The 23,023-nt window shown below is 71.6% G+C and carries 25 protein-coding genes; 22 read left to right on the top strand and 3 right to left on the bottom strand.

All coding sequences use genetic code 11. The features are described from left to right. Window positions 1-327 precede the first annotated feature (327 nt). From secY to glmM, 15 genes are all read left to right on the top strand, one after another. Complete coding sequence (gene secY / locus AC0B61_RS06500) at window positions 328-1,638, top strand: preprotein translocase subunit SecY (protein WP_471739493.1); 1,311 nt, start codon at window positions 328-330, stop codon at window positions 1,636-1,638. Further along, window positions 1,638-2,291 (top strand): adenylate kinase, encoded by a 654-nt coding sequence (locus tag AC0B61_RS06495; protein ID WP_471739492.1) that lies wholly within the window; start codon window positions 1,638-1,640, stop codon window positions 2,289-2,291. Before secY ends, AC0B61_RS06495 begins: the two co-directional genes overlap by 1 nt. 116 nt (window positions 2,292-2,407) lie before the next feature. Beyond that, window positions 2,408-3,247, top strand: coding sequence for a type I methionyl aminopeptidase (map, locus tag AC0B61_RS06490; RefSeq protein WP_471739491.1), 840 nt, complete (start codon window positions 2,408-2,410; stop codon window positions 3,245-3,247). Between the two features lie 141 nt (window positions 3,248-3,388). Next, window positions 3,389-3,814 carry a large conductance mechanosensitive channel protein MscL gene (gene mscL / locus AC0B61_RS06485; RefSeq protein ID WP_471739490.1) on the top strand — a complete coding sequence of 142 codons (426 nt, stop codon included), beginning with the start codon at window positions 3,389-3,391 and terminating at the stop codon, window positions 3,812-3,814. Between the two features lie 194 nt (window positions 3,815-4,008). Then, a complete protein-coding gene (infA, locus tag AC0B61_RS06480) occupies window positions 4,009-4,230 on the top strand; it encodes a translation initiation factor IF-1 (RefSeq protein ID WP_003956442.1) in 222 nt (73 codons plus the stop codon). A gap of 32 nt (window positions 4,231-4,262) precedes the next feature. Continuing rightward, window positions 4,263-4,376: a 50S ribosomal protein L36 gene (gene rpmJ, locus AC0B61_RS06475; RefSeq protein WP_003956441.1), complete on the top strand. Its 114-nt coding sequence runs from the start codon at window positions 4,263-4,265 to the stop codon at window positions 4,374-4,376. 176 nt (window positions 4,377-4,552) lie between these two features. Then, a complete protein-coding gene (gene rpsM, locus AC0B61_RS06470; RefSeq protein WP_030232510.1) occupies window positions 4,553-4,933 on the top strand; it encodes a 30S ribosomal protein S13 in 381 nt (126 codons plus the stop codon). A 72-nt stretch (window positions 4,934-5,005) separates the two neighbouring features. After that, a complete protein-coding gene (gene rpsK, locus AC0B61_RS06465; protein ID WP_030232513.1) occupies window positions 5,006-5,413 on the top strand; it encodes a 30S ribosomal protein S11 in 408 nt (135 codons plus the stop codon). A gap of 146 nt (window positions 5,414-5,559) precedes the next feature. Beyond that, window positions 5,560-6,582 (top strand): DNA-directed RNA polymerase subunit alpha, encoded by a 1,023-nt coding sequence (locus AC0B61_RS06460; RefSeq protein ID WP_030232516.1) that lies wholly within the window; start codon window positions 5,560-5,562, stop codon window positions 6,580-6,582. 126 nt (window positions 6,583-6,708) lie between these two features. After that, window positions 6,709-7,200: a 50S ribosomal protein L17 gene (gene rplQ, locus AC0B61_RS06455; protein WP_471739489.1), complete on the top strand. Its 492-nt coding sequence runs from the start codon at window positions 6,709-6,711 to the stop codon at window positions 7,198-7,200. A 79-nt stretch (window positions 7,201-7,279) separates the two neighbouring features. Next, window positions 7,280-8,215, top strand: coding sequence for a tRNA pseudouridine(38-40) synthase TruA (truA, locus tag AC0B61_RS06450; protein ID WP_471739488.1), 936 nt, complete (start codon window positions 7,280-7,282; stop codon window positions 8,213-8,215). A gap of 42 nt (window positions 8,216-8,257) precedes the next feature. Continuing rightward, the gene (locus tag AC0B61_RS06445) at window positions 8,258-9,916 is read left to right on the top strand and encodes an ABC-F family ATP-binding cassette domain-containing protein (protein ID WP_471739487.1); all 1,659 of its coding nucleotides are present in this window, start codon (window positions 8,258-8,260) and stop codon (window positions 9,914-9,916) included. Window positions 9,917-10,148: 232 nt separating this feature from the next. Next, window positions 10,149-10,592 (top strand): 50S ribosomal protein L13, encoded by a 444-nt coding sequence (gene rplM / locus AC0B61_RS06440; RefSeq protein ID WP_030055846.1) that lies wholly within the window; start codon window positions 10,149-10,151, stop codon window positions 10,590-10,592. A 45-nt stretch (window positions 10,593-10,637) separates the two neighbouring features. Continuing rightward, window positions 10,638-11,147 carry a 30S ribosomal protein S9 gene (gene rpsI / locus AC0B61_RS06435; protein WP_471739486.1) on the top strand — a complete coding sequence of 170 codons (510 nt, stop codon included), beginning with the start codon at window positions 10,638-10,640 and terminating at the stop codon, window positions 11,145-11,147. A gap of 164 nt (window positions 11,148-11,311) precedes the next feature. Beyond that, on the top strand, window positions 11,312-12,676 hold the full coding sequence (glmM, locus tag AC0B61_RS06430) for a phosphoglucosamine mutase (RefSeq protein ID WP_471739485.1): 1,365 nt from the start codon (window positions 11,312-11,314) through the stop codon (window positions 12,674-12,676). A gap of 78 nt (window positions 12,677-12,754) precedes the next feature. Here glmM and coaA read toward each other — a convergent pair whose 3' ends face one another. After that, window positions 12,755-13,750: a type I pantothenate kinase gene (coaA, locus tag AC0B61_RS06425; protein ID WP_471739484.1), complete on the bottom strand. Its 996-nt coding sequence runs from the start codon at window positions 13,748-13,750 to the stop codon at window positions 12,755-12,757. A gap of 99 nt (window positions 13,751-13,849) precedes the next feature. Between coaA and glmS the strand changes: the two genes are divergently transcribed. Further along, a complete protein-coding gene (gene glmS / locus AC0B61_RS06420; protein ID WP_471739483.1) occupies window positions 13,850-15,706 on the top strand; it encodes a glutamine--fructose-6-phosphate transaminase (isomerizing) in 1,857 nt (618 codons plus the stop codon). A 37-nt stretch (window positions 15,707-15,743) separates the two neighbouring features. Here glmS and AC0B61_RS06415 read toward each other — a convergent pair whose 3' ends face one another. After that, a complete protein-coding gene (locus tag AC0B61_RS06415) occupies window positions 15,744-16,304 on the bottom strand; it encodes a Uma2 family endonuclease (protein WP_471739482.1) in 561 nt (186 codons plus the stop codon). A gap of 169 nt (window positions 16,305-16,473) precedes the next feature. On the opposite strand from AC0B61_RS06415, the gene AC0B61_RS06410 reads away from it, so the two are divergent. The 5 genes from AC0B61_RS06410 to AC0B61_RS06390 all read left to right on the top strand — a co-directional run bounded on the left by AC0B61_RS06410 (window position 16,474) and on the right by AC0B61_RS06390 (window position 21,601). After that, window positions 16,474-17,949, top strand: coding sequence for an NAD(P)H-hydrate dehydratase (locus AC0B61_RS06410; RefSeq protein ID WP_471739481.1), 1,476 nt, complete (start codon window positions 16,474-16,476; stop codon window positions 17,947-17,949). A 199-nt stretch (window positions 17,950-18,148) separates the two neighbouring features. Next, complete coding sequence (gene alr, locus AC0B61_RS06405; protein WP_471739480.1) at window positions 18,149-19,348, top strand: alanine racemase; 1,200 nt, start codon at window positions 18,149-18,151, stop codon at window positions 19,346-19,348. Continuing rightward, a complete protein-coding gene (locus tag AC0B61_RS06400) occupies window positions 19,345-20,628 on the top strand; it encodes an alpha/beta fold hydrolase (RefSeq protein ID WP_471739479.1) in 1,284 nt (427 codons plus the stop codon). Before alr ends, AC0B61_RS06400 begins: the two co-directional genes overlap by 4 nt. A 119-nt stretch (window positions 20,629-20,747) precedes the next feature. Continuing rightward, window positions 20,748-21,251, top strand: a complete 504-nt coding sequence (gene tsaE / locus AC0B61_RS06395; protein WP_471739478.1) for a tRNA (adenosine(37)-N6)-threonylcarbamoyltransferase complex ATPase subunit type 1 TsaE — start codon at window positions 20,748-20,750, stop codon at window positions 21,249-21,251. Window positions 21,252-21,391: 140 nt separating this feature from the next. Next, window positions 21,392-21,601: a hypothetical protein gene (locus AC0B61_RS06390; RefSeq protein ID WP_471739477.1), complete on the top strand. Its 210-nt coding sequence runs from the start codon at window positions 21,392-21,394 to the stop codon at window positions 21,599-21,601. A 7-nt stretch (window positions 21,602-21,608) separates the two neighbouring features. Here the strand turns inward: AC0B61_RS06390 and AC0B61_RS06385 are convergent, their stop codons facing one another. Next, window positions 21,609-22,178, bottom strand: a complete 570-nt coding sequence (locus tag AC0B61_RS06385) for a hypothetical protein (protein ID WP_471739786.1) — start codon at window positions 22,176-22,178, stop codon at window positions 21,609-21,611. Between the two features lie 153 nt (window positions 22,179-22,331). Here AC0B61_RS06385 and tsaB point away from each other — a divergent pair, with 153 nt between their 5' ends. Next, on the top strand, window positions 22,332-23,006 hold the full coding sequence (gene tsaB, locus AC0B61_RS06380; RefSeq protein WP_471739476.1) for a tRNA (adenosine(37)-N6)-threonylcarbamoyltransferase complex dimerization subunit type 1 TsaB: 675 nt from the start codon (window positions 22,332-22,334) through the stop codon (window positions 23,004-23,006). Window positions 23,007-23,023 lie beyond the last annotated feature (17 nt).

Below are 23,023 nucleotides of genomic sequence, written 5' to 3'. Positions count from 1 at the left end.
AGGTGCGGGGCTCGCGCCTTTTCCGGAGCGGCCCGGGTGCCGGCGCCCGATTCCGGCCGTCAACCGGGAGGCCGCGGCCGTCGGCGGTCGACGGCCCCGTGGGGCCGTCGTTCTTTTGTGTGGCAAACCCGGGCATCCCGTACCCCGTGAGTGGGGGAGGGGTCGTGCGCGCTTCTTCGGAGTGGCTGCGCACTGTTAGAGTCCGTGGAGTTCCCTTGTAGGCTGCGCGTAGGCTCGCCTGTGCCGTCTGTACGGGAGCCCGTACCGCAAACTCCCATTCAGGACCGACCCTCCCGCCGACGACGTGCGGGAGGCGCAGGAGGCACCGTGCTCAGTGCGTTCGCGCGGGCGTTCCAGACGCCCGACCTGCGCAAGAAGCTGCTGTTCACGCTGGGCATCATGGTGCTGTTCCGGCTGGGCTCGCACATTCCGATGCCGGGCGTGAGCTTCACGGCCGTGAACGAGTGCGTGAAGGAGACCAAGAACAGCGGCCTCTTCGGGCTCGTCAACCTGTTCAGCGGTGGCGCGCTCCTCCAGTTGACGATCTTCGCCCTCGGCATCATGCCGTACATCACGGCGAGCATCATCCTCCAACTCCTCACGGTCGTGATCCCGCGACTGGAGGCGTTGAAGAAGGAGGGCCAGGCCGGCCAGGCCAAGATCACCCAGTACACCCGCTACCTCACCATCGCGCTCGCCGTGCTCCAGGGCACCGGCATCATCGCGACGGCGTCCAGCGGCGCCCTGTTCTCCGGTTGCCCCGTGGCGAACCAGATCGTCCCGGACACCGGGGTGTTCCGGATCGCCGTCATGGTCCTCACGATGACCGCCGGTACGAGCGTGATCATGTGGCTGGGCGAGCTGATCACCGACCGGGGCATCGGCAATGGCATGTCGCTGCTGATCTTCACCTCGATCGCGGCCCAGTTCCCGTCCTCGATGTGGGCGATCAAGCAGTCCGGCACCATCGGCGGCGGCTGGGTCGAGTTCCTCTCCGTCGTCGCGGTCGGCGTCATCGTCGTGATGCTGGTCATCTTCGTCGAGCAGGCCCAGCGCAGGATCCCGGTCCAGTACGCGAAGCGGATGATCGGCCGCCGGGCGTTCGGCGGGACCTCGACCTACATCCCGCTCAAGGTGAACCAGGCCGGTGTCATCCCGGTCATCTTCGCCTCGTCGCTGCTGTACATCCCGGCCCTGGTGGTCCAGCTGACCAACAGCCAAGCGGGTTGGGCCACGTGGATCCGGACGAACTTCGTCAAGGGTGACCACCCGATCTACATGGCGACCTACTTCCTGCTGATCGTCTTCTTCGCCTTCTTCTACGTCGCTATCTCCTTCAACCCCGAAGAAGTTGCCGACAATATGAAGAAGTATGGTGGGTTCATCCCGGGTATCCGGGCCGGCCGCCCGACGGCCGAGTACCTGAACTACGTGCTGACCCGAATCACGTGGCCGGGTTCGCTCTACCTGGGCCTGATCGCGTTGATCCCGATGATCGCCCTGGTCGCCTTCGGACAGCAGACCAACTTCCCGTTCGGCGGCACCAGCGTGCTCATCGTCGTCGGCGTCGGACTCGAAACTGTGAAGCAGATCGAGAGCCAGCTCCAGCAGCGCAATTACGAAGGGTTCCTCCGCTGATGCGAATCGTCCTCGTTGGTCCTCCCGGGGCCGGGAAGGGTACTCAGGCGCACCTGCTCGCCAAGACCCTGTCCATCCCCCATATCTCCACCGGAGACCTGTTCCGCGCCAACATCGGCCAGGGCACCCCGCTGGGGCTCGAGGCCAAGGGCTACATGGACGCGGGCCGGCTGGTGCCGGACGAGGTCACCATCGGGATGGCCAAGGACCGGATGCTCCAGTCCGACGCCGCCAACGGCTTCCTGCTCGACGGCTTCCCGCGCAATCTGGGCCAGGCCAAGGCGCTCGACGAGTTCCTCGCCGAGCAGGGCATCAAGCTGGACGGCGTCCTGGACCTGGAGGTCCCCGAGGACGAGGTCGTGAAGCGGATCGCGGGCCGTCGCCTGTGCCGCAACAACGGCAGCCACGTGTTCCACGTGGCGTACAACCCGCCGAAGGCCGAGGGCGTCTGCGACGAGTGCGGCGGCGAGCTGTACCAGCGCTCGGACGACACCGAGGAGGCCGTGCGGGTCCGGCTGGAGGAGTACCACTCCAAGACCGAGCCGATCATCGGCTACTACCAGGACCAGGGGCTGCTGGTGACCATCCCGGCCCTCGGCACGGTGGACGAGGTCACCGAGCGCGCGATCGAGGCGCTGAAGCAGGACAGCTGAGTCTCTCGGCGAACGTACGACGGCACGGCCGGGTCGCCCGCCCAGCGGGCGGCCCGGCCGTTTCGGCGTCGTACGGTGGTAGGCAGTGGTAATCCGGACTTGGAAGGCGTGACCAGATGGTGGAGATCAAGACCCCCGAGCAGATCGCGAAAATGCGAGCGGCCGGGCTGGTCGTCGCCGAGGCCCTCAAGGCCTGCCGCGAGGCGGTCGCTCCCGGGGTGACCACCCAGGAGCTCAACGACATCGCGGACAAGGTCATCACCGACCACGGCGCCACCTCGAACTTCCGCGCCCACCACGGCGGCCTGTGGTTCCCGGGGGTGATCTGCGCCTCGGTGAACAACGAGGTCGTGCACGGCATCCCGGGCGACCGGGTGCTGCAGGAGGGCGACCTCATCTCGATCGACTGCGGCGCCATCCTGGACGGCTGGCACGGCGACGCGGCCATCTCCGTGGCCGTCGGCGAGGCCCGCCCGGAGGTCGAGATGCTGAGCCGGGTCACCGAGGGCTCCATGTGGGCCGGCATCGCCCAGATGAAGAAGAACAACCGCCTGGTCGACGTCTCCAAGGCGATCGAGGGCTACATCCGCCGCCAGCCGCTGCCGCCGAAGGGCAAGTGGGGCATCACCGAGGGCTACGGCGGCCACGGCATCGGCACCGCGATGCACATGGAGCCGCACGTGCTGAACTACGTCGAGCGCGGCCGCGGCAAGGGCCCGAAGCTGGTCCCCGGCACCGTGCTGGCGATCGAGCCGATGGTCTCGCTGGGCACCCCGCACACCACCGTGCTGGACGACGAGTGGACGGTCGTCACCAACGACGGCACCTGGGCCTCGCACTGGGAGCACTCGGTGGCCGTCACCGAGGAGGGCCCGCTGGTGCTGACCGCCTTCGACGGCGGCAGGGCCGAACTGGCGAAGCTGGGCATCACCGCGGCGCCGGACCCGCTCGCGTAGTCGCGGCGCGGTCCGACCGCGCCGCTGACGAGGAATCAGAGCCCTGGAGGTTTGGACCTCCAGGGCTTTTGTCCTATTTTTATCGGCTGGCAGTGGTCCGCTGCGGTCCGACCGGTTTACGAGCGATGCAGGAGAGAACACGTGCTCAAGGGATTCCGCGACTTCATGATGCGCGGCAACGTCGTCGACATGGCCGTCGGTGTGGTCATCGGTGCCGCGTTCACCGCGGTGGTGACCGGCTTCGTGTCCGCCTTCCTCACCCCGCTGGTGGGCGTGGTGGTCGGCGCGGCTGGCGACTTCAGTTCGTACAAGGCGACGGTGGCCGGGGTCACCTTCCCCTACGGCCAGTTCCTCAACGTGCTGATCGCGTTCGTCATGACCGCCGCGGTGCTCTACTTCTGCGTGGTGCTGCCGATCACCAAGGCGACGGCGCGCTACCTGCCGAAGAAGCCGAAGGCCCCGAAGCGCCCCTGCCCGGAGTGCCTGACCGAGATACCCCAGGCCGCCCGACGCTGCTCGGCCTGCACCGCCCACGTCGAGCCGCTGCCCGCCCCCGTCGGGTTCTGACGTGGCAGGAGTGACGTGCACCGCTCCGCGGGGCCCCCGTTTTGGTCCACCGGACGCGCTGGCGTAGGATGGACCGTCGGCTCACTCGTAGCGTGCTTCAGCGCGCCCTCTTCCCTCCGGGGACGGGGTGAACCCAGGTTCGCACGAGCGTTCCGCATACGGTAGCCGGTCCCGGAAGGTGGATCTCGCAGTTCATGGCTAAGAAGCAAGGCGCCATTGAGATCGAGGGCACCGTGATCGAGTCTCTTCCGAACGCGATGTTCAAGGTCGAGCTGCAGAACGGTCACAAGGTCCTCGCGCACATCAGTGGCAAGATGCGCATGCACTACATCCGCATCCTGCCGGACGACCGGGTCGTCGTGGAGCTCAGCCCCTACGACCTCACGCGCGGCCGGATCGTCTACCGCTACAAGTAAGAACGTCAGATCTAGACCCGGAGAACCTGAACATGAAGGTCAAGCCGAGCGTCAAGAAGATCTGCGACAAGTGCAAGGTGATCCGCCGTCACGGCCGGGTCATGGTGATCTGCGACAACCTGCGTCACAAGCAGCGCCAGGGCTGATCTCTCCCCAGCATTTCTCGTAGTACTTCGCGCGACGCGAAAAACGTCATAAGCGGGCTACCCGATCCGTCCCCCGTGGACGGACTGCCGCCCCCGGTCAGAGGCCGGGGCTCCATCGTCGAGAGGCGAAGGGGTAGGTAGCACGCAAGACCTCTGAAGAAACACAGGAGCCTTGAATGGCACGCCTCGCCGGCGTTGATCTCCCCCGTGAGAAGCGGATCGAGATCGCCCTTACCTACGTGTACGGCATCGGTCGTACCCGCGCTCAGCAGACCCTGGCCGAGACCGGCGTCAACCCGGATGTCCGCGTTCGCGACATCTCCGAGGAAGACCTCGTCAAGCTGGGTCAGTACATCGACGCCAACTACACGGTCGAGGGTGACCTCCGCCGTGAGGTGGCCGCCGACATCCGCCGCAAGGTCGAGATCGGCTGCTACGAGGGTCTGCGTCACCGCCGTGGCCTGCCGGTCCGCGGCCAGCGCACCCACACCAACGCGCGTACCCGCAAGGGCCCGCGTCGCGCGATCGCCGGCAAGAAGAAGCCGGGCAAGAAGTAGTCCGTCCCGTCACCGGACATCCCTCCGGCCCGCGGGTCAGCGGACCGACCACCTCAGTAGGAGAACAGACTTATGCCCCCCAAGGGTCGTCAGGCTGCCGGCGCGAAGAAGATCCGCCGCAAGGAAAAGAAGAACGTCGCTCACGGCCACGCGCACATCAAGAGCACGTTCAACAACACCATCGTTTCGATCACCGACCCCGCGGGCAACGTGATCTCCTGGGCCTCCGCCGGCCACGTCGGCTTCAAGGGCTCGCGCAAGTCCACCCCGTTCGCCGCGCAGATGGCCGCCGAGGCCGCTGCCCGTCGCGCGCAGGAGCACGGCATGCGCAAGGTTGACGTCTTCGTGAAGGGTCCGGGCTCCGGCCGCGAGACCGCGATCCGTTCGCTCCAGGCCACCGGCCTGGAGGTCGGCTCGATCCAGGACGTCACCCCCACCCCGCACAACGGCTGCCGTCCGCCGAAGCGCCGCCGCGTCTGACGCAGCGCCTTCGGGCACGCCGGGTTTGCTTCAAACCTTCGTACGGGCTCCCACGCAGTGATTCGTCGCTGCTCGCGGGAGCCCGTACGCTTGGTCCTGTCGGCATCAAATAGTGGGTGCCGGATACAATCGGAGGAACATCCCCCATGCTTATCGCTCAGCGCCCCTCGCTGACCGAAGAGGTCGTCGACGAGTTCCGCTCGCGGTTCGTGATCGAGCCGCTGGAGCCGGGCTTCGGCTACACCCTCGGCAACTCCCTGCGCCGCACGCTCCTGTCGTCGATCCCGGGTGCCGCTGTCACCAGCATCCGCGTCGACGGCGTCCTGCACGAGTTCACCACCGTGCCGGGCGTCAAGGAGGACGTGACCGACCTCATCCTCAACATCAAGCAGCTGGTCGTCTCCTCGGAGCACGACGAGCCGGTCGTGATGTACCTGCGCAAGCAGGGCCCGGGTGTCGTCACCGCCGCCGACATCGCCCCGCCGGCGGGTGTCGAGGTGCACAACCCGGAGCTGGTCCTCGCCACGCTCAACGGCAAGGGCAAGCTGGAGATGGAGCTGACCGTCGAGCGCGGTCGCGGCTACGTCTCCGCCGTCCAGAACAAGGCCTCCGGCCAGGAGATCGGCCGCATCCCGGTCGACTCGATCTACAGCCCCGTGCTGAAGGTCACCTACAAGGTCGAGGCCACCCGTGTCGAGCAGCGGACCGACTTCGACAAGCTGATCGTCGACGTCGAGACCAAGCCCGCCATGCGCCCGCGTGACGCCATGGCCTCGGCCGGCAAGACCCTGGTGGAGCTGTTCGGTCTCGCCCGCGAGCTGAACATCGACGCCGAGGGCATCGACATGGGCCCGTCCCCCACGGACGCCGCCCTGGCCGCCGACCTGGCGCTGCCGATCGAGGAGCTCGAGCTCACCGTTCGGTCGTACAACTGCCTCAAGCGCGAGGGCATCCACACCGTGGGTGAGCTCGTCGCCCGCTCCGAGGCCGACCTGCTCGACATCCGCAACTTTGGTGCGAAGTCGATCGACGAGGTCAAGGCGAAGCTGGCCGGCATGGGCCTGGCCCTCAAGGACAGCCCGCCCGGGTTCGACCCGACCGCCGCCGCCGACGCCTTCGGCGCCGACGACCTGGACGACGCGGGTTACGCGGAGACCGAGCAGTACTAAGAGATTTGGCCGCGGGGGCGGTTCCCCGGAACCGCCCCCGTCGTCGTGAAAGTCGTGCGGGCACAGTGCCCGTACGCCCGCTGCGGTACCTGATACGGCCGTAGTCGGAGATTCGAGGAGTAATCCATGCCGCGTCCCACCAAGGGTGCCCGCCTCGGCGGCGGCCCGCACCACGAGCCGCTGCTGCTCGCCGGTCTGTGCCGGGAGCTGTTCCAGTACGGCCGCATCACCACGACCGAGGCCAAGGCCCGTCGGATGCGCCCGCTGGCGGAGAAGCTGATCACCAAGGCGAAGAAGGGCGACATCCACAACCGTCGCCTGGTGCGCAAGACGATCACCGACATCGCCGTGCTGCACACCCTCTTCACCGAGATCGCGCCGCGCTACGAGAACCGCCCGGGTGGCTACACCCGTATCACCAAGATCGGTCCCCGTCGTGGCGACAACGCCCCGATGGCCGTGATCGAGCTGGTCGAGTCGCTGACCGTCGCGCAGAACGCCGTCGGCGAGGCCGAGGCCGCCACCAAGCGCGCCGTCAAGGAGGCCGACCAGGCCGCCGCTGCCAACGCTGACGAGGCCGGCAAGGCCGACGAGGCCGAGGCCGCCGGGCAGGCCTGACACCTCCAGGTGTTGCGGGCCCGTTCTCCCATTCGTGGGGGAGCGGGCCCGTTCCTCGTTCCCAGGGAGAAGAGAAGCAGTGGTCAACGATTGCGCCGAGCAGCCGCCGGTGAAGGACGGCCCGGCCGACGGGCACGTCCGGGTCCGCCTCGACCTCGCCTACCACGGCGCCGAGTTCTCCGGCTGGGCCCGGCAGAAGGGCGGCCGCCGCACGGTCCAGGAGGAGATCGAGAGTGCACTGCAGATCGTCACCCGCAGCCCGGAACCGTTCCCGCTGACCGTGGCCGGCCGCACCGACGCCGGGGTGCACGCCCGCGGCCAGGTCGCGCACGTCGACCTGCCGGCCGAACTGTGGGAGGCGCACCGGGAGAAGCTGCTGCGCCGGCTGGCCGGCCGGCTGCCCGGGGACGTCCGGATCTACCGGGTCGGCGAGGCGCCGGCCGGCTTCGACGCCCGCTTCTCGGCGATCTGGCGCCGGTACGCCTACCGGGTCGCCGACCACCAGGGCGGGGTGGACCCGCTGTTGCGCGGCCACGTGCTCTGGCACGACCGCCCGCTGGACCTGGAGAAGATGAACGCGGCGGCGCGACTGCTGCTCGGTGAGCACGACTTCGCCGCGTACTGCAAGAAGCGCGAGGGCGCCACCACCATCCGCACCCTGCTCGAACTGCGCTGGGACCGCGTCCCGGTGGACCCCTACGCTGCCCAGGAGGGCTCGCTCGCGGTCGCCACCGTCCGGGCCGACGCCTTCTGCCACAACATGGTGCGGGCGCTGGTCGGCGCGATGCTGCTGGTCGGTGACGGACACCGGCCGGTGGAGTTCCCCGGCGAGGTGCTGGCCGGCGGGGTGCGCAACTCCGCCGTCAACGTGATCCGGCCGTACGGCCTCACGCTGGAGGAGGTCGGCTACCCGCCGGACGACCAGCTGGCCGAGCGCAACCGGCAGGCCCGGCGGATGCGCACCCTGCCGGGGCAGCCGCCCGCCGTCGGGCGGGAGCCCGAGAGCGGAGCCTAAATCCGTTTTGGCCCGGCGCGTCCGCTTGGGACAATCGTCCGCATGGGACACGTCGAGATTTCGCACCTGGAGTACTACCTGCCGGACGGGCGGGTGCTGTTCGACGACGCGTCCTTCCGGGTCGGCGAGGGCGCCGCGGTCGCCCTGGTCGGCGCGAACGGCGCCGGCAAGACCACGCTGCTGCGGATGATCGCCGGGGACCTCCAGCCGCACGGCGGCTCGGTGACGATCAGCGGCGGGCTCGGCGTGATGCGCCAGTTCGTCGGCACCACCGGCCGCGAGGACCAGCAGTCCACCCCGGGCGCGCTGCCCGCGGACGCCTCGGTGCGCGACCTGCTGGTGTCCGTCGCCCCCGAGCGGATCGCCGTGGCTGCCCGCGCGGTGGACGCCGCCGAGCTGGCGATGATCGCCCAGGACGACGAGAAGACGCAGATGGCCTACGCCCAGGCGCTCTCCGACTGGGCCGACGTCGGCGGCTACGACTACGAGACCGACTGGGACGTCTGCACCATGGCGGCCCTCGGCATGCCCTTCGACAAGGCCCAGTGGCGCGGCCTCAACACCCTCTCCGGCGGCGAGCAGAAGCGGCTCGTGCTGGAGGCGCTGCTGCGCGGCCCCGACGAGGTGCTGCTGCTCGACGAGCCCGACAACTACCTGGACGTGCCCGCCAAGCGCTGGCTGGAGGAGGCGATCAAGGCCACCTCGAAGACCGTGCTGTTCATCTCGCACGACCGCGAGCTGCTGTCCGAGACCGCCGACAAGATCATCGCCGTCGAGACGGGCGCCACCGGCAGCAGCGTCTGGGTGCACGGCGGCGGCTTCGACACCTTCCACGAGGCCCGCAAGGCCCGCTTCGAGCGCTTCGAGGAGCTGCGCCGCCGCTGGGACGAGGAGCACGCCAAGCTCAAAAAGCTGGTCGTCACCCTGCGCCAGGCCGCCTCGGTCAGCCACGAGATGGCCTCCCGCTACTCGGCCGCGCAGACCAGGCTGAAGAAGTTCGAGGACGCCGGCCCGCCGGAGACGCCGCCGCGCGAGCAGAGCATCACCATGCGGCTCAAGGGCGGCCGCACCGGGGTCCGGGCCTTCACCGTGGAGCAGCTGGAGCTCACCGGCCTGATGAAGCCCTTCGACCTGGAGGTCTTCTACGGCGAGCGGGTCGCGGTGCTCGGCTCCAACGGCTCCGGCAAGTCGCACTTCCTGCGGCTGCTGGCCGGCGACGCGACGGTCGCGCACACCGGCGACTGGAAGCTGGGCGCCCGGGTCGTCCCCGGCCACTTCCGGCAGACCCACGCGCACCCGGAGCTGTTCGGCCGTACCGTGCGCTCGATCATCGAGGAGGAGCACGCGCTCGGTCGCGGCGCCGCGATGGGCGCGCTGCGCCGGTACGAACTGGACCGCCAGGAGGAGCAGAAGTTCGAGTCGCTGTCCGGCGGGCAGCAGGCCCGGCTGATGATCCTCAAGCTCGAACTCTCCGGTGTGACGGCCCTGTTGCTCGACGAACCGACCGACAACCTGGACCTGGAGAGCGCCGAGGCGCTGCAGGCCGGGCTGGAGGCCTTCGACGGCACCGTGCTGTGCGTCACCCACGACCGCTGGTTCGCCAGGAGCTTCGACCGCTTCCTGGTGTTCGGCGCCGACGGCCGGGTCTACGAGTCGTCGGATCCGGTGTGGGACGTCGCCCGGGTGGAGCGCGAACGCTGAGTGACGACGCGGGGGGCGCCAGGCGTTTTTTGACCCCTTCGGGCCGGGCCGGTAACCTGGACGCTTGATGTGCGTATTGGCTCGCTCTATCTCACGTGAGAGGTCGGTACGCCGGAGACATCAGGTCCTCGACCAGCGGTCCCCCTTGAATTGCGTCCAAGGTTGGCCAGGCTGCTCTACCGACCGGGTGCTCCTGTCAGGACTCACTCACTGAAAAGCGAAGGCTACGACCGTGCGTACGTACAGCCCCAAGCCCGGCGACGTCCAGCGTCAGTGGCACGTCATCGACGCGACCGACGTCGTGCTCGGCCGCCTGGCGTCCCAGGCCGCCAACCTCCTCCGGGGCAAGCACAAGGCGATCTACGCGCCGCACGTTGACACTGGTGACTTCGTCATCATCATCAACGCCGACAAGGTGCACCTGTCCGGTAACAAGAAGACCCAGAAGCTGGCCTACCGCCACTCGGGCTTCCCGGGCGGTCTGCGCTCGGTGCGCTACGACGACCTGCTGGCGAACAACCCGGAGAAGGCCGTCGAGAAGGCCATCAAGGGCATGATCCCCAAGAACAGCCTGGGCCGTCAGATGCTCTCGAAGCTCAAGGTCTACTCGGGCGACCAGCACCCGCACGCTGCCCAGCAGCCGGTGCCGTTCGAGATCACCCAGGTCGCGCAGTAATTCGGCCACCAAGCCCCCCAACACTGAAAAGAGCTGAGGAACATCGTGGCCGAGACCACTGAAACCCTTGAGGTCGACTTCGACGAGGCCGCTGAGGCCGTCGAGGGCGAGTACACCTCCGAGGAGAGCTACACCTCCGAGTCCCTGGCCGGCCGCTTCGGCGAGGCGACCCCCGGCGCCGGCCTCGGCCGTCGCAAGGAGGCGATCGCCCGCGTGCGCATCGTCCCCGGCACCGGCCAGTGGAAGATCAACGGCCGCACCCTCGAGGGCTACTTCCCGAACAAGGTGCACCAGCAGACCGTCAACGAGCCCTTCAAGCTCCTCGAGCTGGACGGCCGTTACGACGTCGTCGCCCGCATCAGCGGTGGCGGCACCTCCGGCCAGGCCTACGCGCTGCGCCTCGGCGTCGCCCGCGCCCTGAACGAGGCCGACGTGGACAACAACCGCGCCGCCCTCAAGAAGGCCGGCTTCCTGATGCGTGACGCCCGCGCCGTCGAGCGCAAGAAGGCCGGTCTCAAGAAGGCCCGCAAGGCGCCGCAGTACAGCAAGCGCTAGTCGCGCCCCCGGGGGTGCGCTCCGCCCTGGCGGTGCACCCCCTGGATGTGCGAAACCGTCGCCCCGGAGTACCACGTGTACTCCGGGGCGACGTGTTCCCCGGCTCCTGTGCGGCGGCCGGGATCGTCGGTTGGGTTCCGAGCAGTGGTGATGGAGGACGGACAGTGGGACGACTCTTCGGTACGGACGGCGTACGCGGGGTGGCCAACGAGGGACTGACGGCGGAGCTCGCGCTCGGGCTGTCGGTCGCGGCCGCGCACGTGCTCGGCGAGGCCGGCGCCTTCGAGGGCCACCGGCCGGTCGCGGTGGTCGGCCGTGACCCGCGTGCCTCGGGCGAGTTCCTGGAAGCCGCCGTCATCGCCGGCCTGGCGAGCGCCGGCGTCGACGTCCTGCGGGTCGGGGTCCTGCCCACCCCGGCCGTGGCGTACCTCACCGGCGCGCTCGGCGCCGACTTCGGCGTGATGCTGTCCGCCAGCCACAACGCCATGCCGGACAACGGCATCAAGTTCCTCGCCCGCGGCGGCCACAAGCTGGACGACCGGATCGAGGACGCGATCGAGACCCACTACCGCAAGCACACGCTGGGCGAGGAGGACTGGAACCGTCCGACCGGCGCCGCCGTCGGCCGGGTCCGCGAGTACACCGAGGGCTTCGACAAGTACGTCGCCCACCTGATCGGCGTGCTGCCCAACCGCCTGGACGGCGTCAAGGTCGTCATCGACGGCGCCCACGGCGCGGCCGCCTACGTCGCCCCCGAGGCCTTCGCCCGGGCCGGCGCCGAGGTCGTCCACACCCTGGGGGCCGAGCCCACCGGCCTCAACATCAACGACGGCGTCGGCTCCACCCACCTGGACCGGCTGCGCGTCGCGATGAAGGAGTACCGGGCCGACTTCGGCATCGCCCTCGACGGCGACGCCGACCGCTGCCTGGCCGCCGACGCCGACGGCAACGAGGTCGACGGCGACCAGATCATCGCCATCCTCGCGGTCGCCATGAAGGAGGCCGGCACCCTGCGCCGCAACACCGCGGTGGCCACCGTGATGTCCAACCTCGGCTTCAAGCTGGCGATGGAGCGCGAGGGCATCGACCTGGTGGAGACCGCCGTCGGCGACCGCTACGTGCTGGAGGCCATGAAGGAGCACGGCTTCGCACTGGGCGGCGAGCAGTCCGGCCACGTCATCCTGCTGGACCACGCCACCACCGGCGACGGCACCCTCACCGGCCTGATGCTGGGCGCCCGGCTGGCCGCCACCAAGCAGCCGCTGGCCGACCTGGCCACCGTGATGACCCGGCTGCCGCAGGTGCTGATCAACGTCAAGGGCGTCGACAAGAGCCGGGTCGCCACCAGCACCGGGCTGGCGGCCGCCGTCGCCGCAGCCGAGGCCGAACTGGGCGCCACCGGCCGGGTGCTGCTGCGCTCGTCGGGCACCGAGCCGCTGGTCCGGGTGATGGTCGAAGCCGCCGACGCGGTGCAGGCCGAGGCGGTCGCGCAGCGGCTGGCCGAAGCGGTGCGCACCCACCTGGGCTGAGCCGGTACGCGACGAAGGCCCCCGCCGGGCTCCTTGGGTTCTTGAGTTCAAGGGCTCGGCGGGGGCCTTCGCGGTGCCTCAGAGCTTGCGCAGCAGCGCCCGGCGGACCTTGTGGTCCGCGCCCTTCTGCAGGACCAGGGTGGCCCGGCCGCGGGTCGGCAGCACGTTCTCCAGCAGGTTGGGCTTGTTGATGGTGCGCCAGACCTGTCGGCCGTACTCCATCGCCTCCTCCTCCGGCACCTCGGTGAAGCGGCGGAAGTAGGAGTTCGGGTCCTGGAAGGCGGTCTGCCGCAGCTTGCGGAAGCGGTCCAGGTACCAGTGCTCGATGTCGTCCGTCCGGGCGTCGACGTAGATCGAGAAGTCGAAGTAGTCGGCGACCGCGAGGCGGGTGCGGCCGTCGGTGCCGGGCAGGGCCGGCTGGAGCACGTTCAGGCCCTCGACGATCAGGATGTCCGGGCGCTCCACGGTCAGCCGCTCGTCCGGCACGATGTCGTACACCAGGTGCGAGTAGACCGGGGCGCTGAGCCGCTCCTTGCCCGCCTTCACGTCCGCGACGAAGCGGGTCAGCGCCCGGCGGTCGTACGACTCGGGGAAGCCCTTGCGGGCCATCAGGCCGCGGCGGCGCAGCTCGGCGTTGGGCAGCAGGAAGCCGTCGGTGGTGACCAGCTCGACCCGGGGGTGTTCGGGCCAGCGGGCGAGCAGGGCCTGCAGGAGGCGGGCGGTCGTCGACTTGCCGACGGCGACGGACCCGGCCACCCCGATGATGAACGGGGTGCGGGTGCGCTCGGTGTCCGGGGTGTCGAGGAACTTGCCCAGGGTGCCGCGCAGTTCGTGCGTGGCGTGGATGTACAGGTTCAGCAGCCTCGACAGCGGCAGGTAGACGTCACGTACCTCGTCCAGGTCGAGGGCGGTGCCGAGGCCGCGCAGCTGCTCCACCTCCTCGGCGGTCAGCGGCAGCGGCGTACGCTCGCGCAGCGCGCTCCACTCGGCCCGGCTGAGGTCCACGTAGGGGGACGGCGACGGGCCGGGCGTGGTGGCGCCCCGCGTACAGAGTTCGGTCAGCACATGCTCCATTGTGAGCCGTCGCGGCGTTCACCGTGGTTGTGGTGTCGGTCACGCAGCGTTCGCCCGAGACGGGAATACGGCCACAGAACCGCCCTTATGCTGGCACGCATGTGCGGAATTGTTGGATACGTGGGCGCGCAGTCCGCCCTCGACGTAGTAATCGCAGGCCTGCAGCGCCTGGAATACCGGGGTTACGACTCGGCCGGTGTCGCGGTGCAGGTCCAGGACTCCGACGGGCAGTGGAGCCTGTCCACCGACAAGCGGGCCGGGAAGCTCGCCAACCTGGAGAAGTCGCTCGCCGAGTCCCCTCTGCCCGGCGGCACCACCGGCATCGGCCACACCCGCTGGGCCACCCACGGCGGTCCGACGGACGCCAACGCCCACCCCCACCTGGACGACGACCAGCGGGTCGCGGTGGTGCACAACGGCATCATCGAGAACTTCGCCCAGCTGCGCGCCGGGATCGCCGAGCGCGGCCACACCCTCCGGTCCGAGACCGACACCGAGGTCGTCGCCCACCTGCTGGGCGAGTCCTACCAGGGCGACCTCGCCGAGGCCATGCGCGTGGTCTGCCGTCAGCTGGAGGGCGCATTCACCCTGGTGGCCGTGCACGCCGACGCGCCGGACGTCGTCGTGGGCGCCCGCCGCAACTCGCCGCTGGTCGTCGGCCGCGGCGAGGGCGAGAACTTCCTCGCCTCGGACGTCGCCGCCTTCATCGCGCACACCCGCGAGGCGATCGAGCTGGGCCAGGACCAGGTCGTCGAGCTGCGTCGGGAGGGCGTGACCGTCACCGACTTCGACGGCACCCCGGCCGAGGTGCGCGAGTACCACGTCGACTGGGACGCCTCCGCCGCCGAGAAGGGCGGCTACGACTACTTCATGCTCAAGGAGATCGCCGAGCAGCCGAAGGCCGTGGCCGACACCCTGCTCGGCCGGATCGGCACCGACGGCCGGCTCACCCTGGACGAGCTGCGGATCTCCGACGCCGACCTGCGGTCCGTCGACAAGGTCGTCATCGTCGCCTGCGGCACCGCCTTCCACGCCGGCATGATCGCCAAGTACGCGATCGAGCACTGGACCCGCATCCCCTGCGAGGTCGAGGTCGCCTCCGAGTTCCGCTACCGCGACCCGATCATGGGCCCGGGGACGCTGGTCATCGCCATCTCGCAGTCCGGCGAGACCATGGACACCCTGATGGCCCTGCGGCACGCCCGTGAGCAGGGTGCCAAGGTGCTGGCGATCTGCAACACGAACGGCTCCACCATCCCGCGCGAGTCGGACGCCGTGCTGTACACGCACGCCGGTCCGGAGGTCGCGGTCGCGTCCACCAAGGCGTTCCTGACCCAGCTGGTCGCCTGCTACCTGGTCGCCCTGTACCTGGGCCAGGTGCGCGGCACCAAGTGGGGCGACGAGATCTTCGCCGTCATCAAGGAGCTCGGCGACGCGCCGAAGCAGCTCGAGCAGGTCCTGGAGACCATGGAGCCGGTGCGTGAGCTGGCCCGCTCGCTGGCCGACGCCCGCTCGGTGCTGTTCCTCGGCCGCCACGTCGGCTTCCCGGTGGCCCTGGAGGGCGCGCTCAAGCTCAAGGAGCTGGCGTACATGCACGCCGAGGGCTTCGCGGCGGGCGAGCTCAAGCACGGCCCGATCGCGCTGATCGAGGAGGGGCTGCCGGTCGTGGTGGTCGTGCCCTCGCCGCGCGGGCGGTCGATCCTGCACGACAAGATCGTCTCCAACATCCAGGAGATCCGGGCCCGCGGCGCCCGCACGATCGTGATCGCCGAGGAGGGCGACGAGGCGGTCGTCCCGTACGCGGACCACCTGATCCGCATCCCGGTCACCCCGACCCTGCTGCAGCCGCTGGTCTCCACCGTCCCGCTGCAGGTCTTCGCCTGCGAGCTGGCCACGGCCAAGGGGCACGAGGTCGACCAGCCGCGCAACCTGGCGAAGTCGGTCACCGTCGAGTAGTCACTCGGCCTCACGGCGCCCCTGCGGTGGCTGCGTCCTACCGCAGGGGCGCCGTGTCGAGCGTGAAGGAGAACGGGGCGCGCAGGTCGATCGACTTGCCGAACTCGACCTTGGTCCGGGTGTGGTAGTCCTCGCCCTCGGGTTGGGTGAAGAGGGTGACCATGCCCTCGCTGCGGTCGATCAGCAGGTAGCTGGGGATTCCCGCAGCGGCGTAACCCTTGCGCTTGGGTTCGCGGTCCTTGTGCGGGTTGGTCGAATTGATCTCGAAGACGAGTAGGACACCTTCGGCGGGGGCCCAGGAGTCGGTGTTCTCGAAGTGGTTGACCGGGACCACGGTGCCGTCCGGGATGAAGCGGCTCTTGGGGGCGATGACCAGGCCCTTGTTTCCCGAGAGGTCCAGATCGATCGCGGCCTTGCGGAAGAACTGCTTGGCGAGCAGCGAGAACGCGGTCTCGTGGGCCCCGTCCGGTGGCGGCGTCACGACGATCTCCTCTTCGATGAGCTCCGCCTTGAAGCCGGGCGGGGTGTCCAGCTCCAGAAACGCCTGGAGGAGGCTGTCCTCGCCCGACGGGTGCTCGACTGCCGGCATGGCGACCATGGCCCTTCTCCCTCCTGCTGGTTCGTGTCGAGCCTCAAGGTAGGTGCACGGACTCAAGCCGGTGGGGATCGAAGTGGTTGTCACGCGAAAGTGTGCCGCAGGCCCGGCTCCCGTCAGGTGGTGACGCGGGCTAGCGTCGGCGGTAGCCGACTGCTGGAGGAGTTCCGTCATGCGTCATGCACACCGTGTGGAAGCCGTCCGGGCCGCCGAGGGCGCGCTGATGGCGCGGCTGCCCGAGGGCACGCTGATGCAGCGGGCGGCCGCGGGGCTGGCCGCGACCTGTGCGCGGCTGCTGACGCGCCGTCGAGGGCGGGTGTACGGCAGCCGGGTGACGGTGCTGGCGGGCAGCGGCGACAACGGGGGCGACGCGCTGTACGCCGGGGCCGCGCTGGCCCGGCGCGGGGCGCGGGTGACGGCGGTGCTGCTGGCGCCGGAGCGGGCGCACTCGGGCGGGCTGGCCGCGCTGCGGGCGGCCGGCGGGCGGGTGACGGTGGAGCAGGAAGTCGGCCTGGCCGACTTCTCGCGCGCGGACCTGGTGCTGGACGGCATCGTCGGCATCGGCGGCCGGGGCGGGCTGCGCGCCGAGGCGGCGCCGTACGCGCGGGCCCCGCGGCGCGGCGTCGTGGTGGCGGTGGACGTCCCCAGCGGGGTCGACGCCGACACCGGCGAGGTGCCGGGCGCGGCGCTGCGCGCCGACGTCACGGTCTGCTTCGGCACGTACAAGCCCGGGCTGCTGGTCGACCCGGGGGCCTCGTACACGGGCGCCGTGCAGCTGGTCGGCATCGGCCTGGAGCTGCCGGAGGCGGACGTGACGGCCCTGCAGCACGCCGACGTGGCGGCGCTGCTGCCGCTGCCGGGCGCGGAGAGCGACAAGTACCGGCGCGGCGTGGTCGGGGTGGCCGCCGGCTCGGTGGCATACCCGGGGGCGGCGCTGCTGGCGGTCGCCGGGGCGCTGCGGGGCGGTGCGGGCGCCGTCCGGTACGTCGGCACGGCGGCCGAGGAGGTGGTGCGGCGCCACCCGGAGACCCTGGTCACCGAGGGCGGGCCGGCCGGGGCCGGGCGGGTGCAGGCCTGGGTGGTCGGGCCGGGCGGCGGCGAGGGGGCGCGACAGGCGCTGACCGAGGCGCTGGCGAGCGACGTTCCGGTGCTGGTGGACGCGGACGGGCTCACCGAGCTGGGCCGGCTCGGCCCGGACGCACTGGCCGGCCGCACCGCGCCCACCCTGCTCACCCCGCACACCGGCGAGGCCGCCCGGCTGCTCGCGGGCGCCGACGGCACCCCGCCGCCGGCCGCCGACGACCTGGCCGCCGCCCGGCTGGCCACCGCCCGCCGACTGGCGGCCGCCTACCGCGCGACCGTGCTGCTGAAGGGCTCCACCACGGTGGTCGCCGACCCGGGCGGCGCCGTCCGGGTCAACCCCACCGGCACCTCCTGGCTGGCCACCGCCGGCAGCGGGGACGTCCTGGCCGGCCTGGCGGGCTCGCTCCTGGCGGCGGGCCTCGCGCCGCTGGACGCCGCGTCGGTGGCCGCCTACCTGCACGGCCTGGCGGGCCGCCGGGCGGCGGGCGAGCCGGGCGCGCCGGTGACGGCCCTGGCGGTGGCCGAGGCGCTGCCCGCGGTGTGGCGGGCGGTACGCCGGGCCTGACGGCGGGCCCAGCGGGGCCTGTCCGGGCGCGGCGGCGGCGGTGCGGGAGCGGAACCGGGCGGTCCGTCTCCGGCGTCCGAACGAGGAGGTGACGAGCGGTTCGCCGCCGGTCGGCGCGGCGGGCGGCGGCCCGGTCGCCGGCCGCCGCGCCGACGGGCCGTTCGGCGAGGACTCCGGGACGTCTGGGAGACTGACCCTGATGACAACTGCGAACACGACCGGCACCGCCACCCTGACCGACGGCGTCCGTGCCGAGGCGACCATCGATCTCGCCGCCCTGCGCGGCAACCTCGCGGCGCTGCGCGAGCGCGCCGCCGGCGCGGCGGTGATGCTCGCGGTCAAGGCGGACGCCTACGGCCACGGCGCGGTCGAGTGCGCCCGGGAGGCGGTCGCCGACGGGATCGGCTGGCTCGGCTGCGCGACGCCCGACGAGGCGCTGGCGCTGCGGGCCGCGGGCATCCGCCCGGAGCGGGCCCGCATCCTGTGCTGGCTGTGGACGCCCGGCGGGCCGTGGGCCGAGGCGCTGCGCGCGGACCTGGACATCTCGGTCAGCGGCCGGTGGGCGCTGGACGAACTGCTGCCGGCCGTCCGCGAGACCGGCATCCCCGCCCGCGTGCACCTGAAGGCCGACACCGGTCTCGGCCGCAACGGCTGCCAGCCGCACGACTGGCCGCAGCTGGTGGCCGCCGCCCGGCGCGCCGAGGCCGAGGGGCTGCTCAGGGTCGTCGGCGTCTGGTCGCACTTCGCCGCCGCCGACGAGCCCGGCCACCCGTCGATCCAGGCCCAGCTCGACTCCTACCGCGCCGCGCTGGCCGCGGCCGAGGCGGCCGGGCTGCGCCCCGAGGTCCGGCACCTGGCGAACTCGCCGGCCACCCTGCTGCTGCCGGAGTCGCACTTCGACCTGGTGCGCACCGGCCTGGCCGCGTACGGGCTGTCGCCGGTGCCCGAGGTGGGCTCGCCGGCCGACTTCGGGCTGCGCCCGGTGATGGCGCTGTCCGCGCGGCTGGCGCTGGTCAAGCAGGTCCCCGGCGGGCACGGGGTCAGCTACGGCCACCACTACACGACGCCCGGCCCGACCACCCTGGGCCTGGTCCCGGTCGGCTACGGCGACGGCGTCCCCCGGCACGCCAGCGGCACCGGACCGGTGCAGATCGACGGCAAGTGGCGCACGGTGGCCGGCCGGGTGGCGATGGACCAGTTCGTGGTGGACCTGGGCGGGGACACCCCCGCGATCGGCGACGAGGCGATCCTCTTCGGCAACGGCGAGCGCGGCGAGCCGACCGCCGAGGACTGGGCCCGCGCCTGCGGCACCATCTCGTACGAGATCGTCACCCGGATCGGCGCCCGGGTGCCCCGCCGCTACCTGGGCGGCAGCCACGCCGAGGGCCTCCCGGCATGACCGACGCGCCGACCGGGGACGGAGCGGTCGCGGCGGTGGCCAAGGCGGCCGGCGCGGCCTCCGGGGTGAGCCGCGCGGGCGTGATCGGGATCTCCGTCGGCGTGCTGGCGGCCGGGGCGGCCGCCGGGGTGGCGATAGAGCGGCTGACCGTCGGCCGGGCGACCCGCCGCCGGGCCCGGGCCGAGCTGGACGCGAGCGCCCCGTACGGCTCGCTGCGCGGACGCCCGAGGACGGTGGCCGCACCGGACGGCACCGAGCTGTACGTCGAGCTGGACGGCACCGGCTGGGCGGAGCCGGACGGCCCGCGCCCCGAGACCTCTGAGACCCCCGAGAGCCGCTGTGGCGGGCGGGCGGCCGGCGGCGCCGAGCCGCTGACCGTGGTGTTCTGCCACGGCTACTGCCTCAACCAGGACAGCTGGCACTTCCAGCGGGCCGCGCTGCGCGAGGGCATGCGGCTGGTCTTCTGGGACCAGCGCAGCCACGGCCGCTCCGAGCGCTCCCGCTCGTTCCTGGCGGGCGAGCCGGCCGGGATCGACCAGCTGGGCGGCGACCTCCGGGCGGTGATCGACGCCGTCGCGCCGACCGGGCCGCTGGTGCTGGTGGGCCACTCGATGGGCGGCATGACGGTGATGGCCCTGGCCGACCAGTACCCGGAGCTGTTCCGGGAGCGGGTCGCCGGGGTCGCCCTGGTCGGCACGCTCGCGGGCGACTGGAACTCGGTGAGCCTCGGACTGCCGGCGGTCGGCGCCAAGCTGTTCAAGCGGGTCGCGCCCGGGGTGGTGCGGCTGCTGGGCCGCCAGGTCGACCTGGTGGAGGCGACCAGGCGGCTGGGCTCGGACGTGACGTCCGTGTTCTACCGGAAGTTCTCCTTCGGCAGCCGGGACGTCGACCCCGGGGTGGTGCGCTTCGCCGAGCAGTTGCTGGACGCCACCCCGATCGACGTGGTCGCCGAGTTCTACCCGGTGTTCGGCGCGCACGAGAAGTTCGAGGCGCTGGCCGCCCTGCTCGGCCTGCCGACCCTGGTGCTGGCCGGGACGAAGGACCTGCTGACACCCTCGGCGCACAGCGAGGTGATGGCCGAGCGGCTGCCGGGCGCCGAACTCGTCCTCGCCGACGGCGCCGGACACCTGGTCATGCTGGAGCGGCCGGAGCTGGTCGACCGCGAGCTGGCGGTGCTGCTGCGCCGGGCCGCCGACTACGCCGGGGCCGCGCCGCTGCCCGCGGCCGTCCTCGACCTGGCCCGGGAACGGCCCGCCGAGCCGGCCGCCGATCCCGCCTGACGCTCCGTCCGCCGCTTCGCCCCCCACCCGCCCGCCGCACCGGGGTGCGGTGATGTGGCACCGTAGCGGTGGCGGCCGGTGGTCGGCACGCCGTACGGACCGAAGGGCACGACACGCGCATGGGCTCGCACGCCACTCTCACCGTCCCCACCCCGGAGCGGATGGGCCGGCTCGGCCGGGAGCTGGCCGCGCTGCTGCGGCCGGGGGACCTGGTGCTGCTCTCCGGCGAGCTGGGAGCGGGGAAGACCACGCTGACCCGGGGCCTGGGGGAGGGGCTGCAGGTCCGCGGGGCGGTGACCTCGCCGACCTTCGTGATCGCCCGGGTGCACCCCTCCCTGGTCGGCGGCCCGGCCCTGGTCCACGTGGACGCGTACCGGCTGGGCGGGGACCTGGACGAGATGGAGGACCTCGACCTGGACGTCTCGCTGCCGGAGTCGGTGGTCGTGGTCGAGTGGGGCGAGGGCAAGGTCGAGCGGCTGTCCGAGGACCGGCTGGAGGTCCGGATCGAGCGGGCCCTGGGCGGCGCGGACGACGACGGGGACGACCAGGACCCGCGCCGGGTGCTGCTGACCGGCATCGGCCCGCGCTGGGCGGGCGCCGAGCTGGCCGCACTGGCCGAGTAGGAGCGCCGGGGGCCGGCGGCGGCTCGCGCCGACGACTAGCCGACGACTTGCCGACAAGCTGTCGGCAAGATGTTGCGGGCGGGGTGCCAGGCGTGGTGGGATGGGTGCTGCGGTTAGGTCTGCCTAACTAGGGAGGCGCCATGTCGAGCACCACCCCCGCCCCGGAGCGCACCGTTCGCGCCGCCGGAGCCGGAGAGCCCGGAGCCGGAGAGCCCGCCCGCAGTGCCGCGGGGGAGCCGATGCGGGCCCTGCTGGCCGCCTGCGCGGCCGCCGAGGCGGTGTCCACCCCGCCCGAGCCGAAGCCGAGGCAGGCCGAGGAGCCCGAGGCGCAGTCACCCCGGGCCGCGTGAAGCCGCCTCAGGCGACCACGACCACCTTGGTGTCCTTCGGCGCGAAGTCCCAGAGCAGCTGGCCCTCGGCGCGGCCGCTGCGGATGCCGCCGGTCTTGGCCTTCGGGTCGGCGGTCGGGGTCGCGCCGTCCACCGCCGCGCTGAAACCGAACACCACGCCGTTCTGCTGCGCGAAGCGCACCACGTGCTCGATCTGCCGGCCGTCCGTCCCCGTGGTGGTCGCGGTGCGGCTGTACACCGCGTAGCTGCCGGGGGTCGGCTCGACCGTGCCCGGGGCGACCGCGAAGGCGGCGGCGACCTGCGGGTTCTTCTTCGGGTCGACCAGCCAGACGTAGTGGCTGCCGACCGAGTACACGACCCGGATGCCGGTGCCCGAGGTGGCCGGCAGCGGCGGGACGGTCGGGGTGGCCGAGGCGCTCGGCGCCGCGGTGGGCGCCGCGCCGGTCGCCACGGTGGTGGTCGTGGGCTTGGGGGCGACGCCCGCCCGGCTCTGGGCGCCGCTGGCCTGGAAGGCCAGCAGGCTCACCACCGCCAGGGCCCCCAGGGTCAGCCCCGTGACCACCACTCCAGGACCCATCTTCGCCACGTGCCGCTCCCGCCGCCGTCCCTTTTCGTACGGCCCCATCGTGCCAGGTCCGTCCGTCCGGGTCGCAGCGCCTCGGATGTGTGTTCCCGAGTGGTACACCCGGCCGATCGGCCGGTCGGCCCAACGTCGGTCTAACCTTGACCCGTGCTGCTGCTCGCGTTCGACACCGCCACCCCCGCCGTTACCGCCGCCGTCCACGACGGCACCGCCGTCCTGGCCGAGACCCACCAGGTCGACGCCCGGCGCCACGGTGAACTGCTGCTGCCCGCGATCGACGGCGTCCTGCGGGCGGCCGGGGTCGACAAGCACCGGCTGACCGGCATCGCGGTCGGCGTCGGGCCGGGCCCGTACACCGGCCTGCGGGTCGGCCTGGTGACCGCCGCCGCGCTCGGCCACGCCCTCGGGCTGCCGGTGCACGGCGTCTGCACCCTGGACGCGATCGCCTTCCAGGCCCGCGCCGAGGGCCTGGCCGGGCAGCCGTTCACGGTGGCCACCGACGCGCGCCGCAAGGAGGTCTACTGGGCCTCGTACGACGCCGAGGGCCGCCGCACCGAGGGACCGAACGTGGACCGCCCGGCCGAGCCGGCCGTCCAGCCGCGCTCCGTCGGCGCCGGCGCCCTGCTCTACCCCGAGGCCTTCCCGGGCGCGCACGGCCCCGAGCACGTGTCGGCCGGTGCCCTGGCCGGCTTCGCCGCCGCCGAGCTGGCCGCCGGGCGCGAGCTGCTGCCCAACGTGCCGCTGTACCTGCGCCGCCCGGACGCCCAGGTGCCCGCCGGCTACAAGACCGTTCTGGGGGGCAAGGCGGTGCTCCCGGCGTGAACCACGGCACCACCCTG

Source organism: Kitasatospora sp. NPDC023385, from assembly GCF_055664045.1.
This window is presented reverse-complemented; position numbering and strand designations above follow the sequence as displayed.

Excerpts from the sequence above, each read along its gene's own strand:
- AC0B61_RS06390 (WP_471739477.1), top strand. The coding sequence starts at position 21,392 with ATGTCGAGCACCACCCCCGCCCCGGAGCGCACCGTTCGCGCCGCCGGA.
- coaA (WP_471739484.1), bottom strand. The coding sequence starts at position 13,750 with ATGGAGCATGTGCTGACCGAACTCTGTACGCGGGGCGCCACCACGCCC.
- infA (WP_003956442.1), top strand. The coding sequence starts at position 4,009 with ATGGCTAAGAAGCAAGGCGCCATTGAGATCGAGGGCACCGTGATCGAG.
- rpsM (WP_030232510.1), top strand. The coding sequence starts at position 4,553 with ATGGCACGCCTCGCCGGCGTTGATCTCCCCCGTGAGAAGCGGATCGAG.
- tsaE (WP_471739478.1), top strand. The coding sequence starts at position 20,748 with ATGGGCTCGCACGCCACTCTCACCGTCCCCACCCCGGAGCGGATGGGC.
- AC0B61_RS06495 (WP_471739492.1), top strand. The coding sequence starts at position 1,638 with ATGCGAATCGTCCTCGTTGGTCCTCCCGGGGCCGGGAAGGGTACTCAG.
- map (WP_471739491.1), top strand. The coding sequence starts at position 2,408 with ATGGTGGAGATCAAGACCCCCGAGCAGATCGCGAAAATGCGAGCGGCC.
- AC0B61_RS06385 (WP_471739786.1), bottom strand. The coding sequence starts at position 22,178 with ATGGGTCCTGGAGTGGTGGTCACGGGGCTGACCCTGGGGGCCCTGGCG.
- alr (WP_471739480.1), top strand. The coding sequence starts at position 18,149 with ATGACAACTGCGAACACGACCGGCACCGCCACCCTGACCGACGGCGTC.
- rpmJ (WP_003956441.1), top strand. The coding sequence starts at position 4,263 with ATGAAGGTCAAGCCGAGCGTCAAGAAGATCTGCGACAAGTGCAAGGTG.
- AC0B61_RS06400 (WP_471739479.1), top strand. The coding sequence starts at position 19,345 with ATGACCGACGCGCCGACCGGGGACGGAGCGGTCGCGGCGGTGGCCAAG.
- rplQ (WP_471739489.1), top strand. The coding sequence starts at position 6,709 with ATGCCGCGTCCCACCAAGGGTGCCCGCCTCGGCGGCGGCCCGCACCAC.
- AC0B61_RS06415 (WP_471739482.1), bottom strand. The coding sequence starts at position 16,304 with ATGGTCGCCATGCCGGCAGTCGAGCACCCGTCGGGCGAGGACAGCCTC.
- AC0B61_RS06460 (WP_030232516.1), top strand. The coding sequence starts at position 5,560 with ATGCTTATCGCTCAGCGCCCCTCGCTGACCGAAGAGGTCGTCGACGAG.
- rpsK (WP_030232513.1), top strand. The coding sequence starts at position 5,006 with ATGCCCCCCAAGGGTCGTCAGGCTGCCGGCGCGAAGAAGATCCGCCGC.
- glmS (WP_471739483.1), top strand. The coding sequence starts at position 13,850 with ATGTGCGGAATTGTTGGATACGTGGGCGCGCAGTCCGCCCTCGACGTA.
- AC0B61_RS06445 (WP_471739487.1), top strand. The coding sequence starts at position 8,258 with ATGGGACACGTCGAGATTTCGCACCTGGAGTACTACCTGCCGGACGGG.
- AC0B61_RS06410 (WP_471739481.1), top strand. The coding sequence starts at position 16,474 with ATGCGTCATGCACACCGTGTGGAAGCCGTCCGGGCCGCCGAGGGCGCG.